Raw genomic sequence first — 16,443 nt, forward strand, 5'->3', positions numbered from 1 at the left:
CATATACAAAAAACAAAGCAGCTGCAATCCTTAGTTGAAGGAATATCTATTCAACCTCTTAAATCTGCTGTAAAGAAATCGGCTCCTACGTTTGTGCAGCAGCAGTTCAGGCATATCCATTTCTCGAGGAATACATAAAGAGGGCTTTCCTAAGAAAGTAGAAGATTCTACTTTCGGGAAAGCCCTTTTTTTGCGTGTGCTGCTTATTCTATTCTTATGGCTAAATTATCATGTTGATCGCATTAATGAGGCAAGTCGCTGGATACGACGGATTGCAGGGTGCGGTTTCTGTCTGCATTCAGCTCCCAGAACATTGCGCCGCGTAATCCTTTGGTTTTGATGAACTCATTTTTCAAATGAATGGACTGCTCGTCATCATACGAAATAAAGACTTTCGTAGATGGATTGTAGAGGAATGGGGTCTGCGTCGCATTGTTCCAGTAGCGGGTATAGCCTTGACCGGCAACCGTATATTTACCTGTGGAATCAGCAGACAGCAGGCCGGTATTCTGCATGTGGGCGAAGTCATACGTCGAGCCGCTGGAACCGCCAGTGGCTTCACCGCTGCAGCTTTGGTACAATCCGTTGTTATTTGGACCTGCGTTGCATCCTTTCCAGCCATAGCCATAGAATGGTTCGCCTACGGTTATTTTATTGGCAGGAATGCCTTTATTCAAATAGTTGGTTACAGTGGAATTGATGTTGAATTGGCTGCTGCCGTTTGTGTTGGCTGGGTCGTTATACAATGGCGATCCGATGCCGCTTGTAGCATCCCATGGGCCGTAGTAGTCGTAGGTCATGATGTTGATCCAGTCCAAGTACTGTGCAGCGTTGGACAACCAGTTGTTGGTGCCGCCTGCATCGGCAAGGAAGCTGGAGTTCGCGCTGGAAGCGATCGTAATGTAGTAGTGCTTGCCATCTTGTTGCCCGGCTTTATCAAGAGCTTGGCGAAGGGTTTGCAGCAGCAGGATGTAGTTGGCTTTGTCGGCTGTACGCTGGCAAGTCTGACCCGACGCGCAAGGTACGCCAATGCTGTTCGGATATTCCCAGTCGATGTCGATGCCATCGAATTGATATTGACGTAAGAAATTGACGGCAGAGGTCGCGAAGTTGCCTCTTGTGACAGGGTCATTCGCGGTGTTGGAGAATTGGTTGGACCACGTCCATCCGCCGACGGAGGCGAATAATTTCAGATTCGGGTTGGTATTTTTCAGTTGTCTGATCGTAACCAATTGGTTGTATCCGCCACCAGCAGTACCGTCTGTAAATGAATCTCCAATTACGATAGAACCGTTCGGTGCATTATTTGGTGTGCCATCGCCGTTTTGGCAGGTCCATGTGTTTGGATTTGGATTATCGGAGCTCTTGGAGGGATTGCCATGCTTGCCGTTCCAGCAAATATCAAGGAATGCATAGTTGATAACGGTTACTTTTGTCGGGTCAATTTTGGCAGGCGTGAAGGACGGAGTATCGTAAGCAGCCCAGCTTGGGAAGTAGCCGATAATCTCATATTGGCTTGATGGTTGGGAACGAGTTGTAACGGTGAGTACATTACTGGCGGCGGACACATTACCCGCAGCATCTTTTGCTTTCACAGTAAAGGTGTAAGCAGTGTTGGCAGTTAAGCCTGTAACAGTGTAGGAAGTAGTTGTCGAAGAACCTGTCAGCGTCGTGCCATTATAAATATCGTATCCGGTGACGCCGATGTTGTCTGTCGAAGCGATCCAGCTTAAGGATACGGAGTTTGTCGTTACGGTAGGTGCTGTTAAGTTGGCAGGCGCTGTTGGTGGCTCTGTGTCTATAATAACAGCGCTTGTCGTGACATTGACCGGTGAACTGGCAGCGGATACGTTGCCGGCGGCATCTTTCGCAGTGACCGTGAACGTATAGGCAGTGCTGGCATTCAAACCTGTAACGGTATAGGAAGTAGTTGCCGAAGAACCGGCGAGTATGGAGCCGTTGTACACATCATAACCTGTGACCCCAACATTATCCGTTGCAGCCGTCCAGTTCAATGTAACCGAGCTGCTGGTCACGTTGGAGGCGGTTACATTAGCAGGTACTGTCGGAGGTTGGGTATCCGGAATAATAGCTAATGTCGTTGCGCTCACAGGCGAGCTGGCAGGGGAAATGTTGCCGGCAGCGTCTTTAGCTTTAATGGTGAAGGTATAAGTGGTATTTGGCGTTAAGCCTGAAGCGGTGAAGGAAGTTGCCGCAGTCGAGCCTGCAAGTGTCGTTCCATTATAGACGTCATAGCCCGTAACACCGACATTGTCGGTAGATGCCGTCCACCCAAGGGTGATGGATACGGTTGTGATATTGCTGGCTGCAACATTTGTTGGAGCAGTCGGCAGCTCCGTGTCGGCAGGAGCTAATTGTTTGCTCCACAGTGCAGGAACGTTTGGCGGTTCCCATCCGACAAGAGAGGTATGTCCTTGTACACATTGGTAGGTATCGGTTCCATAGGTGACGAGGTCTCCTGTTTTATAGGCTGTATTCGGTGCCCATGGTGAAGCGGCGAAGGCAGTCAATGGTACAGCTGTGAATACCAAGATGAAGACAAAAAACAAAATCGCACTAACTTTTTTGACCTTTCTCAATCTTAATCACACTCCGTTTCATATTGGGTTAGGTTCGCCAGACCTGAGGAATACGGAAAACATCTCCTTTCACTAACAAATCTATGTAATCGTAATCGCATTCCAAACTTCTGAGAACGATAGATGGATGCTAGGTGGATCAGAATGCGAAATTACAAGCCAAGGCGGGGGTGATACTCGAATAAGGCCGTATCTAAGACAAACACAAACAATAGAAAAGGCATAGTCTTGTATGTGATGAAGTTAGTGAAGTGTGAAGAAGGCGTTATTCATCCTAAGTATTCATGTGTTATAAAGAGGAGGAAGAGGCGGAATAAAGCGAATCGCTTTAACGAATTTGCGGTTATCGTTTTACGTGTTGCATGAAATGTGGTAGTTCATAAATACTGGGTCAAATTGAGGAGATCACATTTATAGATATTCCAGATAAACGTTTTAACACGAAAATAAATATATGCACGAGGCGAAGCGAGTATGAACGTTATGATACCGAATGAAGCACGGGCTAGGGAAGGCCTATTTTTTTTGATTTCCATTATGAGGATGGTGTCTGAAGCAGCTGCCTTATATAATAGAAATGAGAGCAGATAGAAGAAAGATTAGGAATGCGGGCTTAATTATGGATACGTTTTGCAAGCTTCCTCGTAGTAGTAAAGTAGCGAATGTAGTGTATATCTTCATATTATTACAAACAGTTGATATAGGGAAGTAGAAACGATCCCTTTCGATGTATATGGCTCCATACTATCATTGTCGGAGGTACTGCAGAATATGGCGATTATTGATGTAATCAAATATGATGGTTCACCTGATGTATTTGCATGGAAGTTTCCCAATCATGAGCTGGCAACGTGGTCACAGCTTATCGTAAATGAGTCGCAGGAAGCGATTTTGTTCAAGGGCGGGCAAGCGCTCGATAGCTTCACTGCGGGGAGGCATACGCTTAGCACGGCGAATATTCCGATATTGAATCATATTGTTAACTTGCCGTTCGGAGGAGATTCTCCCTTCACTGCGGAGGTATGGTATGTCAATAAGGTTCATTCTCTGAATGTAAAATGGGGCACGCGGACACCACTTCAATTGCAGGATCCAAAGTATCAGTTGTTCGTGAAGGTGCGTTCCTTCGGGCAGTTCGGCATTCAGATCGAAGATGCACGCAAGTTCTTGGGCAAGCTTGTTGGCACGCTGCCTGTGTTCAATCAAGATACGCTGACTGAATATTTCCGCGGTGTGCTCATGATGAATATTCACCAGCTGATTTCTTCCTACTTCGTGCATCGCAAGATTAGTATATTAGAGATCAATGCCTACATATCGGATATTTCCAAGCATATTCAAGAGCTGGTTGCACCGGTGTTCGAGGAGTATGGCATTCGTCTGCTTAATTTCTATGTAGACTCGGTCAATACGCCTGAGGATGATCCAGCCACACAGCGTTTGCGGGAAGCGCTGGCGAAGCGGGCTGAAATGAATATTATCGGATTCACCTATCAGCAAGAGCGTACATTCGATACGCTTGGAGAAGTCGCTAGGAATGATAGTGGAGTGAAGTCAGATCTGATGGGTGCAGGTATTGGGCTTGGCATGGGGTACGGGGTTGGCGGTGCTGTAGGCGGCGTCATGACGCAGATGGCAGGCGAGCTTCGAGTTGATGCGCATGACAAGGTATGTCCGAAGTGCAATCGTGGCAATCAGCGAGATGCTTCCTTCTGCACAGGTTGCGGTACATCGCTGGCTGTAAGTGGCGGCACGGAGAAACCAGTTGACGTGAAATGCCAGGCATGTGGGGAGCAGATGCCGCGTACGACCAAGTTCTGTCCACACTGCGGGGACCCGTATAATCCATGCCCGGAATGCGGCGCTGACAATCCACCAGAACAAGGAGCTTGTATCGAATGCGGACAAGCGCTGCCGGTTCCATGCCGTCATTGCGGTGAACCGGTGTCCAGCAAGGTCAAGTTCTGTGCACACTGCGGCGAGGAGACGACGCTTACTTGCAGCGGGTGCAACAGCGAGGTTAAGCCGGGGCAAAAATTCTGCGTGGAATGCGGCAATAAGCTGGTATAAGGGGAGAATATCATGAAGTGGGCATCACGGTTCAAGTGGATTACGTCAGCGATATTTCTCATTCTAGGAGCGGTAACGGTTGGTTTATTCTTTGGCCTGAGCGATGTCGAATCCCGCGGCTTCTCATGGGGGCTGTCCTTCGGCTCGCTCATGATGGCAGGACTGATCAGTTATCTATTTTGCATGAGTATGCTCGTCCATCTGTCCAAGCACAAGGATGAGGTTCCTATGAATTTATCAATGGGAGCCATCGCCTTCATTTACAATATTGCAGTTCTTGTACATATCGTGCTGTTTTGGCTCGTGCTGGATGTATCAGAGAAGCTGTACATGTGGATTCACATCATTACCTTTGCAGTAGCGTTCATTCTGGCGCTCCTCATTGGTCTCACGCGAATATCTGTTGGCCGCTTGCAGAAGGATGAGAGCAATCGGATGCAGTTTAAGAAGCGACTTCAGCTTAGTCTGCATGGAGCACGATTGGAGTTGGAAGGTTGGGAGCACTCGGAGCGCGATATGCTGTTGGACCAGATGAACAAGCTGGAGGAACAGGTGAAATATAGCGATCCGATATCAGTACCAGCTATGGTGCTGGAGGAAGGACAGATTATGGATCAGGCTACTCGCCTAGAGGAAGGTGTACGATCCGTGGTGCGTGATCGCAACACGGTATACAGCGCTGATGAACTGCGAGACATGATCCGGCAGTTGTCTAACGGGATGAAGCTGCGCAATGAGCAGTTAGCAGCGCTGAAATAGCAGTGGCAATGAATAGATGCGATGGGTAGACAACGATAGATATAACATGAATGTATGCTCAATAGTTAAATAGATAGAAAGGTGAACTGAACTCCATGGGTGGTTTATTACGCACAGTAGGAAGAGTACTGCTCTTTTTGCAAGTTGCTTTTATTATTGGCTTTTTCTTAAGTTTGTCTCGTGTTACTCCTGCTGATGATCCAGTTGGTAAGCTGGGATTCTCTATATTTGTATTCGGGATTCCAGGGCTCATGTCGTTCATCGGCGGCAAGTATTTGAAGAAACGTAAGGAAACACGGAAGAGGATGCGGGAGCAGAATCTGATTCCGGCGCGCGATTCGTTAAGAGTGAGTGACTTACTTCGATTCATCGGCTATATCATATTGTTTGGCATCGAGTGGAAGTTTCTCACTGTACTGGCGGAGTGGCCTGTGCCTAAGTCTCAACTAACGACAGTATATGGCGTGGGGCTATTCTTCTTCGTCCTCGGTATCTTCATGCTCTGGCGGGCTTCTCGAATCGATGCGAAGGCAGATGCGTTGTACATGCAGCAGCAAGCAGAGAACATGAACCTCTCGGACGAAGATATCGAAGACGATGAAGAAGAGAATGAGGATTGGGACGATGATGAGCCGCAGCAGGCTCGTGGCCTTGCAGCTGCAGAGTCAGCCGCTGCAAGTGCGCCATTGCTTCCGAAAATGGTTAGCTGTCCGGGATGCGGTGCACAGACCAAGGTGTCTCCTCGTTCACCGGCTTCTTGCGACTATTGCGGATCTGCGGTTGCATACGATCAAGCGTAGCACATTACTAAGCGATAATTGTTGCTGAGCAGTAGAGAAATTCGAGATTGTTAACCGAAATAGGGCTCAATACAGAGCTATGGATGATTTCAGTAGAATTCAGGAGGTATGGGAGGCATATGATGAAGAAAGGCTCCTTGTTCAAAGCAGTAGGCGGAATCTTTTTATTTTTCCAAATCAGCTTTATCCTCTCGTTCCTTCTTAACTTGTCACAGCTTCACGAGATCGAGGATTGGTTCGGGAAATTGTTGTATTCTGTATTTGTATTCGGCATTCCAGGAATTTGTCTGTTCCGCAAGGGCAAGCAGCGAAGGACAAAAGCCGAAATCGAGATGCAGCTTCGTCAGCGGGGCATATTACTGCCTGCCAAGAAGCTATGGAGAGCCAGCAATTTCATGCGAGGCTTGGGCTGGATGATGCTGATATTCGTAGAGCTTGTGTTGCTGGGAAATATGATGATCTGGTCGGATATGCAGGAAGAAGTAGAGATGCTGTTTGTTTTTGTATTATTACTGGGTGTTCCGGGTGCTCTTCTCGTATGGGCAAGCACGAAGATAGATCGCAGTGCGGATGAAAAAGCTATGGTAGAACAGTATCGGGTACAATTGGGGAATGAGATGACCGATCACGATGAATGGGAACCTTACGGACGTGCAGCCGCGAAGTCAGCTGCTGTCAGCAAGCCTCCGCTCTCAAAAATTGTCAACTGCACGGGTTGTGGTGCCCAGATAAAGGTGCAGCCTGATTCTGTAGCAGCTTGTGAGTATTGTGGCTCCATGATGGCATACGATGCAGTGTAATATTATGGAGCTACTATGATTCAGAAATGATGGTACAATGAATGGGCTAATTTTATTTATACAGGTGGGATATCCTTGGAGATGTCGTTACGCAAAGCGCGGATATGCAAGACACCGCTGCTTTTTATTTTGCTTTCATTTCTGTGTGTAATTCTCTTTTATATGTGTGGCGTCTTCATGGGGTACAGCCCAGATATGCTTATTCAAGTCCCATTCATTATGGCAGGTTATACGGCTTTTGTATTTATTTTGGCCTATTTAGCTTATCGGCATTTGCAAGAGGAACGGGCATTTATCCTTTTTATCGCATGCTTAGCCTTCTGTATCCGGTTTATGTGGGTGCTTGTCATTGATACGAAGCCGGTGTCTGACTTTCACATTATGTACGATGCAGCTGTGAAAATGTCGGTGGGGGATTTCTCGTATAAGTACAGCGATTATTTCCAGGCATGGACCTATCAATTAGGCTTCACGATGTATCAGGCGCTAATGATTAAGATCTTTGGCACAAGTTTGCTACCCTTGAAAATCATTAATGCACTCTGTTGCGCAGGCATCACGGTGTTGGTATATAAAATCGGACGAAATCTATTCCATGAATTTGCGGCGAAGTTCGCTGGCATCACTTACTGCTTCTTCATTCCCAGCATTGTAATGAGCTCGGTATTGACGAATCAGCATTTGGCGACGTTTCTGTTCTATCTCGGGTTTTACTTTTTGCTCCAAAAACGAACGCCCAACTGGAGAGTAAGCATGGTAATAGCGGTGCTGCTGTCACTTGGCAATCTCATACGTCCATTGGGCATTGTAATCCTATTAAGTATCCTGTTTTATGCCGTGATTTATTTAATCGTGCTGAAGAAGGAGTCTATCAAGAAGGTGATCGGCTTCCTTGTTATTTTCATGACGACCTATTTTGCTGTCTTCTACCTGGTTAGCTTCATTGCGGTAGGAACGGGAATCTCGAATACGCCATTAGAGAACCATGATCCGATGTGGAAATTTGTATTGGGCTTCAATCGCGAGACTGAGGGGGCCTATTCGGATAAGGACTTTAAAACAGTGTCGCAATATCCGTTAGGAGAAGAGCGAACACGTATTGAGAAGGAAATGGTGTGGGAGCGGTTGTCCAATGTTGGAGAGCTGTCGAATCTCTTCCTGAGTAAAATTCGGCTTATGTGGGGCGAGGTTGATGCGTTATTTTGGAGCCTGAATACGAACAGCGTGAGCAGTCTATTCGGTTTGATTCATACGTATTCGTATGTCAGTTACTTCGTCATTATCTTACTGCTGTTCTTGGCCGTCGATCTTCTTATTCTGCGCAGGGATACCGAACATAAGTATCTGTTCCTCATTCTATTAATTCTTGGCTATATGGGTGTGCATCTGCTCATTGAAGTGCAGCAGCGGTACCGATACTTCATTATGCCATCGATGATTATCATTGAAGGGTATGGCGCTTATGCGCTCGTTGTCGTCATGTCCAAGTGGAAGGAACGCATCCCATTCCGCCGGCTGCTGCAACTGCGTGCGAAGGATGCACGACAAGAAGTGGCCGAGGAAGCGTGACCTTGCTTTTTTTAAACCAAACTTAAACGTGAGCCATCCTTGACCTTAACCTTCTCGATTTATGCTGTTTATGTAAGACAACAAAGACATAACCAGAAGGTGAAACAATGATAGGATGGAAGCGAACACTGATTATGGGAGCGGCAGTCTGCATGATTGCCTGTACCTCAATCGCCAACAGCGCAGCAGCAAGCAGCATTGACTCAGTTGAGGCGGACATGGTAAGCAGCCAAGCGTGGAAGCAGTGGGTCAAGGAGCATGCGAAGCCGGTTGCCATACATAATGAGATCCATGGAAAGGAACAGGAAACGAAGGAACGATTCCAGGATCTCCAGTTTCTGAAGCCGTTATTGCAGCATAAGCGAATGGTCAGTCTAGGAGAAGCGTCACATGGCGCATCGGAATATAATTCAGCGAAGATTCGGCTGGTTCAATTTTTGCACGAACAGCTCGGGTACGATGTACTCGCGTTTGAATCGAATCTGGGCGAGACATCAGCCGCGTTTGCGGAGATAGGCAAGCGTACACCTACAGATATGATGAAGAGCTCGATCTTTGGCGTATGGCAGGTGGAGGAGAACTTGCCATTATTCGAGTATATCGCGCAGCAGAGCAAGACGGAACGGCCGCTTATTTTGACAGGGATTGATGTACAGGGTACTACGGAACCGTTCATTGCATTCGTGGAGAAATGGTTCGCCCAAGTTGACAAGAGCAAGGCGGTATCGTTCGCGCAAACGGAACGATGGTATTTGAAGGTGCATGCCTACAAGGATATGGAGCAATTCAAGCGGGAACAATCGCTGCTGATTGCGAAGTATCAAGTATTCCAGACGTTCGTGAAGGAGAACAAGATGAAGCTGCAGGCTGTTCATCCTGAGCAACCAGAGCTCATTCCCATTATGGAGCGAGTGCTGCAGAATCGCATCGATATGCTGGAGACGTACTGTGAACGAATGGTGAAGCTATTCGCTGGGATTGAGCCTGAGCGACAGATGAAGGAAGCCAGCTATATTCGGGATGAGCAAATGGCGAGCAATGCGGCATGGCTTGCCGAGCGGTTGTATCCCGATAAGAAGATCATCGTATGGGGGCATAATTACCATGTTCGAAAGCATAATTCGACGATGGTAACCGAGCATAATGGCTTTGGCTTCGACAATCACCCTTTTCCGACAATGGGGGAAATGCTGCCATTCTCGCTTCGGAAGGACAATTATGTGATCGGATTGTATGCCTATCAAGGAAGCTCCAGCAAGAATAGCAAGGATACCGAGCGCATCACGCTGCCGCATAATGAAGGAAGCATAGAAGCGCTGCTTAGAGCAGGAGGCCACCCTAATCAGTTCTTGGATCTCACTCAGGCGAAGCTTGAACCGGGTACATCATGGATGTTCACTCCTCGTATTGCTAAAGCGTGGGGCGTACTTGAGGAGACGATGGTCGTTCGGGATCAGTATGATGGTCTATTGTTCGTGGACACGATCCATCCATCACGACGGATGGCACAATAATATAGGTTGAATAGAGCTGCATACGGGATGCGGCTCTTTTTTTGTGTATGCTGGAGGAGGATTCCCGCCTGCTGATTTCGCCTTTACAATTGCACATTCGGTATCGCCTGTTTGGTCAATCATGATATGATAGAAGAGAATGGTTTCCAAGCTAACCCAGATTGGATTAGACACGGGATCAGAGTGGAAGAGGAGGGGAAACCGATGATGCTCGAGCGTCGAGAGTTGCAGCAGAGGCCCATGCCACAGGATGTCCAATTTTATCGCGCTGAGAGCGAGATCGGAACACCGCTGCCTTTTAAAATATATCGTTGGAACCATGCGGGTGGCAGCATACGTGATCATACGCATGACTATTTTCAAATCTGGTATGTCGTGAAGGGCGAGTTCATGCATACGATCAATAATCACACGTATCGGATGGTGAAGGGCAATATTTTTGTAATCCCACCTTATGCAGTTCATCGAGTGACATTAGTGGCTGATCAAGGAATTGATATTATTGGACTTGAGTTTCTCCCGCATTTTATTGACGAGCAGTATCAGCCACACAATGGAAGCAGAGGGAGGTTCGACTACTCCTATCTGGAACAGTTCATGCTGGATGAAGAACATGTGACTCCGAAGGTGGCGTTGTCGGGAGCGACTGATCTTGAGGTATCGAAGATTCTGAATGATATGCTGGATGAATATCAGCAGGCCAATCGTTATTACGAACTGGTACTTAAGGCGGATCTGCTGAAGCTGATGACGATGCTTGTGCGAGAGATGGATCGACAGCGCAATTCCGATGACGTGGATGAACGATTGGGCAAATTCAAGGAATTGATGACGGCCGCGATTCATTACATTCATGAGCATTATAATGAAGAGCTGCGCCTAGAGATGATCTGCCGCAAGTTTAATATTTCGAAGACATATTTCTGCGATTTATTTAAACGATTTACCGGTAAGACGTATAATGACTACTTGGTCGATATTCGGATTCACAAGGCGGCCGCGATGCTGCTCGATACCGATATGTCGGTAACGGATATATGCTTCCAAGTGGGCTTTAATGATGTTCCGTACTTTTCCCGAGTTTTTAAGCGCAAGACGGGGGTTACGCCAAGTCATTTCAAAAAGAATGCCTTGTCCGTGTGGCAGCATAGCTAGATGAACTCAGGAGATGTCTATGGCGGGCTCAAACTGTAACCTCTTGCCTTCCGTAGATGAGGGACCAGCATGTAAGGAGAGAAATAGCTCCAAGTGAGTAATGAGCAGTTATTGCCGCATCGTATGCAGAGATATTGATAGCGAAAATAAAAAAGATCGGGTCCAGCGCATCAGAGACATCTGACTGCTGAAACCCGATCTTTTTTACATTGTTGTTGGCGAATATGGCCTGATGTATCGAATCAATGTTTCAGGTGTGTATCCAAAAACTTCACCATGGCATTATAGAATTCGATGCGGTTCTCTTCATTGTTGAAGCCGTGGCCTTCGTTGTCTTTCACCAAATATTCGACATCTACGCCTCTCTTCTTGAGGGCCTCGACGATTTGATCGGACTCGGCTTTGTTCACGCGCGGATCGTTGGCGCCCTGCGCGACCAAGAGCGGCGTTACGATTTTGTCCGCATGGAATACAGGAGATACGGCCTTCAGCATGTCTTTGTCCTTCTCCGGATGACCGATGCGTTCATAGAACATGTTGCGGTTCGCTTCCCAATAAGGCGGCAATGTATCAAGCAGGGTGAAGATGTTGGATACCCCGACATAATCAACGGCTGCTGCATACATGTCCGGTGTAAACGCAATGCCGGCTAGTGTTGCATATCCGCCGAAGGATGCACCGTAAATACCGACGCGCTTCGGATCGGCGATGCCTTGCTTGATTGCCCATTGTACGCCATCCGTGATGTCATTTTGAATGTTGCGGCCCCACTGCTTGTTGCCGGCGTCGATGAATGCTTTCCCGTAACCCGTAGAGGAGCGGAAATTAACCTGCAGAACGGCATATCCGCGATTAGCCAGCAGCTGAGCCTCCGTATTGAAGCCCCACATGTCGCGAGTCCATGGGCCGCCATGCGGATTGACGATCAGAGGGAGATTCTCTGGCGTCTTATTCTTCGGCAGCGTTAAGTAGCCATGAATCGTCATGCCGTCTCTGCTCTTATAGGAGATCGGGTGCATGTCAGCCATCTGTTCTGGATTGAGCCAGTCACTCAGGTTGGCAAGCAGCGTCAATTGATCCGTTGTGGAATCATAGTAATAGTACTTGCCCTGTACCTTGTCATTGGATAGGCTGACGATAAGCTTGGTCTTGTCTTCATTGTAGTCGTTGATGCCGATTTCGCTTTCTGTCGCCTGCAGCTTGTGCCGCAGCTTTTTGTGCAAAGCCTCGAATGATTCATCAAAGAACTTCACATGTACTTTATCCGTTATATAAGCAGTCATGAGCAGTTTATCTTGCTTATGGTCATACACCGCTCCTGCCAGATCGACGTCCGGATGGGAGTAGATCAGCTGCTCATTGCCCTGAAGGTCGTACTTGACGAGCGCGGACTTGTCGCGTCCTTTATTCGATACAGCATAGATCGTCTTATTGTCCTTGGAAAAGCCAAGCGGGCTAACATTGTTGCCGCCTGATGTCGTAATGAATGGCTTGAATTCGTCTTCCTCTGTCGCCCGGTACAATACGACGCCCTCGATGCCGTCTGAAGCAACGGCAAGGCGAATTTTGCCGTCATGGTCGGCAATCCATTCTTGAATGTCGCCAGGATTTTTCGCGACCAGCTTCGTTTCGCCTGTCTTAATGTTCAGCTTGTACACGTCAAATGCCTTGGCGTCTTCCTTGTTCATGGAGACGAGAATCTCGTCCTTAACGCCGGACAGTGCACTGACTACGCCGACTCGAACCTTATCGAATGGTGTTAATTCCTTCTCTTCATTGCCGTTGAACGCTGCGGAGTACAGGTGGAAGTTCTCGTCTCCGCCCTTGTCCTTCAAGTAGAGGATATGATCGCCTTTCCAGAAGAAGCCGGAAATATCGCGATCCTTGGAGCTCGTTACGCGCACCGGTTCGCTGGAACCGTCCATCTTCTGTACGAAGACATTCGAGCGATTTTCCCACGATGATGCATAGGAAATATAATTGCCGTCCGGAGACAGCTGATAGGAGAAGCTTCCAGGGTTGCGCATGAAATCCTCGACGGAAATTTGCGGCACGCCCTTATTGTCGATGCCGGATCGGCTCAGCTTCACAACATTCTCAAGCGCGGATGCAGCTTCGCGCAGCGTTGCTGCGTTATTCTCATGCAGTTTTCCATCTGGAAATCCCTTGAGCAAACCCAGCGTCTTAGCGCGTTCCGCATAATCGGTCAAGCTCTTCTCGTCTTGCTCCTTGCCAAGCGCACGAACGAGGATGCGGGCAATCTCTCCGCGCTTAATCGGCGCATCAAGAGAGGTGAAATCCCCGTCAGCTACCAATCCTTCATTCTTAGAAGCCTTCATTGGCTCGATTCCGTGCTGGTACGTGAATGTCAATACGGCAAGGCGGACGAATTCGTCAACGGAAACCGTAGACGTCAGCTTCGCATGTTCATCCAAAATTCCTTTGGACGTAAGCGCCTGAATCCCATTCTGGTACCAAGTTGCAGCTTCGGTTGGCTTCTGCGCCATGACGGACGTCGGCAGCGATGCGGCAAGCACAGCCGCGAGTGATGCAGCAATCCATTTCTTTTTCAATGACATGAACCCCTTTGTATATGCTCATAATTTTAATTACTTCAAGTATATACGTAAATATTGGGATTACAGGATTCATGTAAAATATAACAGTTCAAGGAATATATTGTTCTTACACATCGCCATTCTTACAGAAAAAAGGGCCCTTTCTCATGGGAAAGAGCCCAATTATGGATTGGATTGGAAGCTATTTTGTTAAATGGGTATCCAAGAACTTCACCATGACATTGTAGAATTTAATTCGATTTTCCTCGTTGTAGAAGCCATGGCCCTCGTTGTCCTTCACCATATACTCCACATTAATGCCTCTCTTCTTGAGTGCTTCAACCATTTGATCAGATTCAGCCTTATTGACACGCGGATCATTGGCCCCTTGTGCGACGAAGAGCGGTGTAATGATCTTATCTGCATGGAACACAGGGGATACTTCCTTAAGCAGCTCCTTATCCTTCTCTGGATGGCCGATACGCGCATAGAACATATTACGGTTCGCTTCCCAATACGGCGGCAGTGTATTCAGCAGGGTGAAGATGTTGGACACGCCTACATAATCGACGGCTGCTGCATACAGATCCGGCGTGATGGTTATGCCGGCAAGCGTTGCGTATCCTCCGAATGATGCGCCGTAAATGCCGATGCGGCTTGGATCTGCAATGCCTTGCTTGATTGCCCATTTCACGCCGTCCGTAATGTCATTTTGAATATCGCGTCCCCACTGTTTGTCGCCAGCATCGATGAATGCTTTGCCATAACCTGTTGAGGATCGGAAGTTAACCTGCAGCACGGCATATCCGCGATTAGCGAGCAGCTGAACCTCGGGATTGAAGCCCCACTCATCGCGAGCCCAAGGCCCGCCGTGAGGATTCACGATAAGCGGGAGCTGTTCGGGTTGCTTATTTTTGGGCAGTGTCAAATAGCCGTAGATCGTTAAGCCATCTCTGCTCTTATAGGAGATTGGATGCATATCGGCAAGATGATCCGTTGTTAACCAGTCGCTTAAGGTAGTAAGGATCGTCAGCTTATCCGTCGTTGAATCATAGTAGTAGTATTTTCCCTGCATCTTGTCATTCGACAGATTGACGATGAATTTCGTTCTTGCGTCGTTGTAGTCATTGATTTGGATTTCGCTTTCCGTTGCCTGCAATTTTTGTTGCAGCTTTTTGTTCAGAGCTTCGAAGTCCGCATCGAAGTAATAATTATGCTTCTTGTCTGTGATATAGGAAGCCATGAGCAATTTATCTTGCTTGTCGTCGTATACTGCACGATCCAAGTCGACCTCAGGATGGGAGTAGAGTAGCTGTTCCTTGCCCTGCAGGTCGTATTTGACCAGCGCAGTTTTATCGCGGCCTTTGTTCGATATCGCATAAATGTTCTTGTTGTCCTTCGTGAAGCCAAGCGGGGAGACGGTTTCTCCTGTATCCGTTGTGATGAAAGGCTTAAATTCTGCGTCCCCTGTATCGCGATAGAGCACAGATCCTTCAATGCCATCCGTAACAACGGCCATGCGGATGGAGCCATTGTGATCGGCAATCCAAGCTTGAATATTGCCAGGGTTCTTCGCGACGAGCTTGGTCGCGCCGGTCTTCACGTTCAGTTTATAGACATCGAATGCTCTTGCATTATCCTTGTTCATCGTAATGAGAATTTCATCCTTCACACTGGACAGTGTGCTGACTAGCCCAACGCGCACCTTATCGAATGGAGTGAGATCTTTCTCCGCATTGCCGTTGAATGCAGCTGAATATAAGTGGTAGTTTTCATCTCCGCCCTTGTCCTTCAAGTACAGGATGTGATCGCCCTTCCAGAAGAACCCCGCAATATCGCGATCCTTAGAGCTAGTGACGCGTTCAGGTTCGCTCGAGCCATCCATCTTCTTGACGAATACATTCATCCGACTCTCCCAAGGAGCCGCATAAGAAATGTAGTTGCCGTCGGCGGACAATTGATACGAGAAGTTGCCAGGGTTGCGCATGAAATCCTCAACGGAAATGAGCGGTACACCCTTGTTGTCGATTTGAGCTAGACGGAGCTTGCGCAGGTTGCGAAGTGCAGAGGCGGCTTCCCCGATAGTCGCGTCTTTATTTTCATGAAGGCTGCCGTCTGGATAGCCTGTAAGTAAGCCAAGAGATTTAGCACGCAGCGTATATTCGATCAATGTCTTCTCGCTGGGTTCCTCTGTGCCAAGTTCATAGGCGCGAACGAGGATACGGGCAAGCTCTCCGCGCGTAATTGGTGCGTCGAGAGAGGAGAACTCCTCAGCTTCGACCCAGCCTTCATTCGCAGCTGCCTTCAGTGGATCGATTCCATGCTGGTAGGTGAGCGATAGTGCGGCATAGCGGATGAAGTCCTTTATCGGGATTGTGGACGTTGGCTTTGTCTGCTCGGGAAGAGTTCCTCTGGAGACGAGCGCCTGAATCCCTTCTGTATACCATGATGAGGCGGCAGTAGAAGTAGACTTCTGCTGCGCCATGACAGTCAGCGGAAGCGATGCAGCGAGCACAGCAGCGAGTGAGGCGGATATGACTTTCTTTCTCATGAATTGAATAACCTCCTTATATGTACAGACTCATATATGTATATGAAGAAGCTTTTTGTTTTTTATT

At 47.9% G+C, this 16,443-nt stretch carries 10 protein-coding genes; 7 read left to right on the forward strand and 3 right to left on the reverse strand.

Features of this window, described 5'->3' with window-relative positions; translation table 11 throughout:
- Positions 1–242: 242 nt before the first annotated feature.
- The gene (locus AZ66_RS04535) at positions 243–2,600 is read right to left on the reverse strand and encodes a glycosyl hydrolase family 18 protein (protein ID WP_082061453.1); all 2,358 of its coding nucleotides are present in this window, start codon (positions 2,598–2,600) and stop codon (positions 243–245) included.
- Positions 2,601–3,371: 771 nt separating this feature from the next.
- On the opposite strand from AZ66_RS04535, the gene AZ66_RS04540 reads away from it, so the two are divergent.
- The 7 genes from AZ66_RS04540 to AZ66_RS04570 all read left to right on the forward strand — a co-directional run bounded on the left by AZ66_RS04540 (position 3,372) and on the right by AZ66_RS04570 (position 11,267).
- Positions 3,372–4,670: an SPFH domain-containing protein gene (locus tag AZ66_RS04540; RefSeq protein ID WP_044353772.1), complete on the forward strand. Its 1,299-nt coding sequence runs from the start codon at positions 3,372–3,374 to the stop codon at positions 4,668–4,670.
- A 12-nt stretch (positions 4,671–4,682) separates the two neighbouring features.
- Entirely contained in the window at positions 4,683–5,429 is a 747-nt protein-coding gene (locus AZ66_RS04545; protein ID WP_044353773.1) for an APC family permease, read from the forward strand.
- A gap of 95 nt (positions 5,430–5,524) precedes the next feature.
- Positions 5,525–6,229 (forward strand): hypothetical protein, encoded by a 705-nt coding sequence (locus AZ66_RS04550; RefSeq protein WP_044353774.1) that lies wholly within the window; start codon positions 5,525–5,527, stop codon positions 6,227–6,229.
- Between the two features lie 119 nt (positions 6,230–6,348).
- The gene (locus tag AZ66_RS04555) at positions 6,349–7,029 is read left to right on the forward strand and encodes a hypothetical protein (RefSeq protein ID WP_044353775.1); all 681 of its coding nucleotides are present in this window, start codon (positions 6,349–6,351) and stop codon (positions 7,027–7,029) included.
- An 81-nt stretch (positions 7,030–7,110) separates the two neighbouring features.
- Positions 7,111–8,598 carry an ArnT family glycosyltransferase gene (locus tag AZ66_RS04560; protein WP_231586732.1) on the forward strand — a complete coding sequence of 496 codons (1,488 nt, stop codon included), beginning with the start codon at positions 7,111–7,113 and terminating at the stop codon, positions 8,596–8,598.
- A 107-nt stretch (positions 8,599–8,705) separates the two neighbouring features.
- The gene (locus AZ66_RS04565) at positions 8,706–10,112 is read left to right on the forward strand and encodes an erythromycin esterase family protein (protein ID WP_044353776.1); all 1,407 of its coding nucleotides are present in this window, start codon (positions 8,706–8,708) and stop codon (positions 10,110–10,112) included.
- 204 nt (positions 10,113–10,316) lie between these two features.
- On the forward strand, positions 10,317–11,267 hold the full coding sequence (locus tag AZ66_RS04570) for an AraC family transcriptional regulator (RefSeq protein ID WP_044353777.1): 951 nt from the start codon (positions 10,317–10,319) through the stop codon (positions 11,265–11,267).
- A gap of 242 nt (positions 11,268–11,509) precedes the next feature.
- On the opposite strand, the gene AZ66_RS04575 is transcribed toward AZ66_RS04570, so the two are convergent.
- The gene (locus AZ66_RS04575; protein ID WP_044353778.1) at positions 11,510–13,840 is read right to left on the reverse strand and encodes a S9 family peptidase; all 2,331 of its coding nucleotides are present in this window, start codon (positions 13,838–13,840) and stop codon (positions 11,510–11,512) included.
- A gap of 187 nt (positions 13,841–14,027) precedes the next feature.
- A complete protein-coding gene (locus AZ66_RS04580; protein ID WP_052648392.1) occupies positions 14,028–16,376 on the reverse strand; it encodes a S9 family peptidase in 2,349 nt (782 codons plus the stop codon).
- Between the last annotated feature and the right edge of the window lie 67 nt (positions 16,377–16,443).

Origin of the sequence: Paenibacillus sp. E194, assembly GCF_000935845.1 — a bacterium.
GTDB lineage: Bacteria > Bacillota > Bacilli > Paenibacillales > Paenibacillaceae > Paenibacillus_B > Paenibacillus_B alvei_B.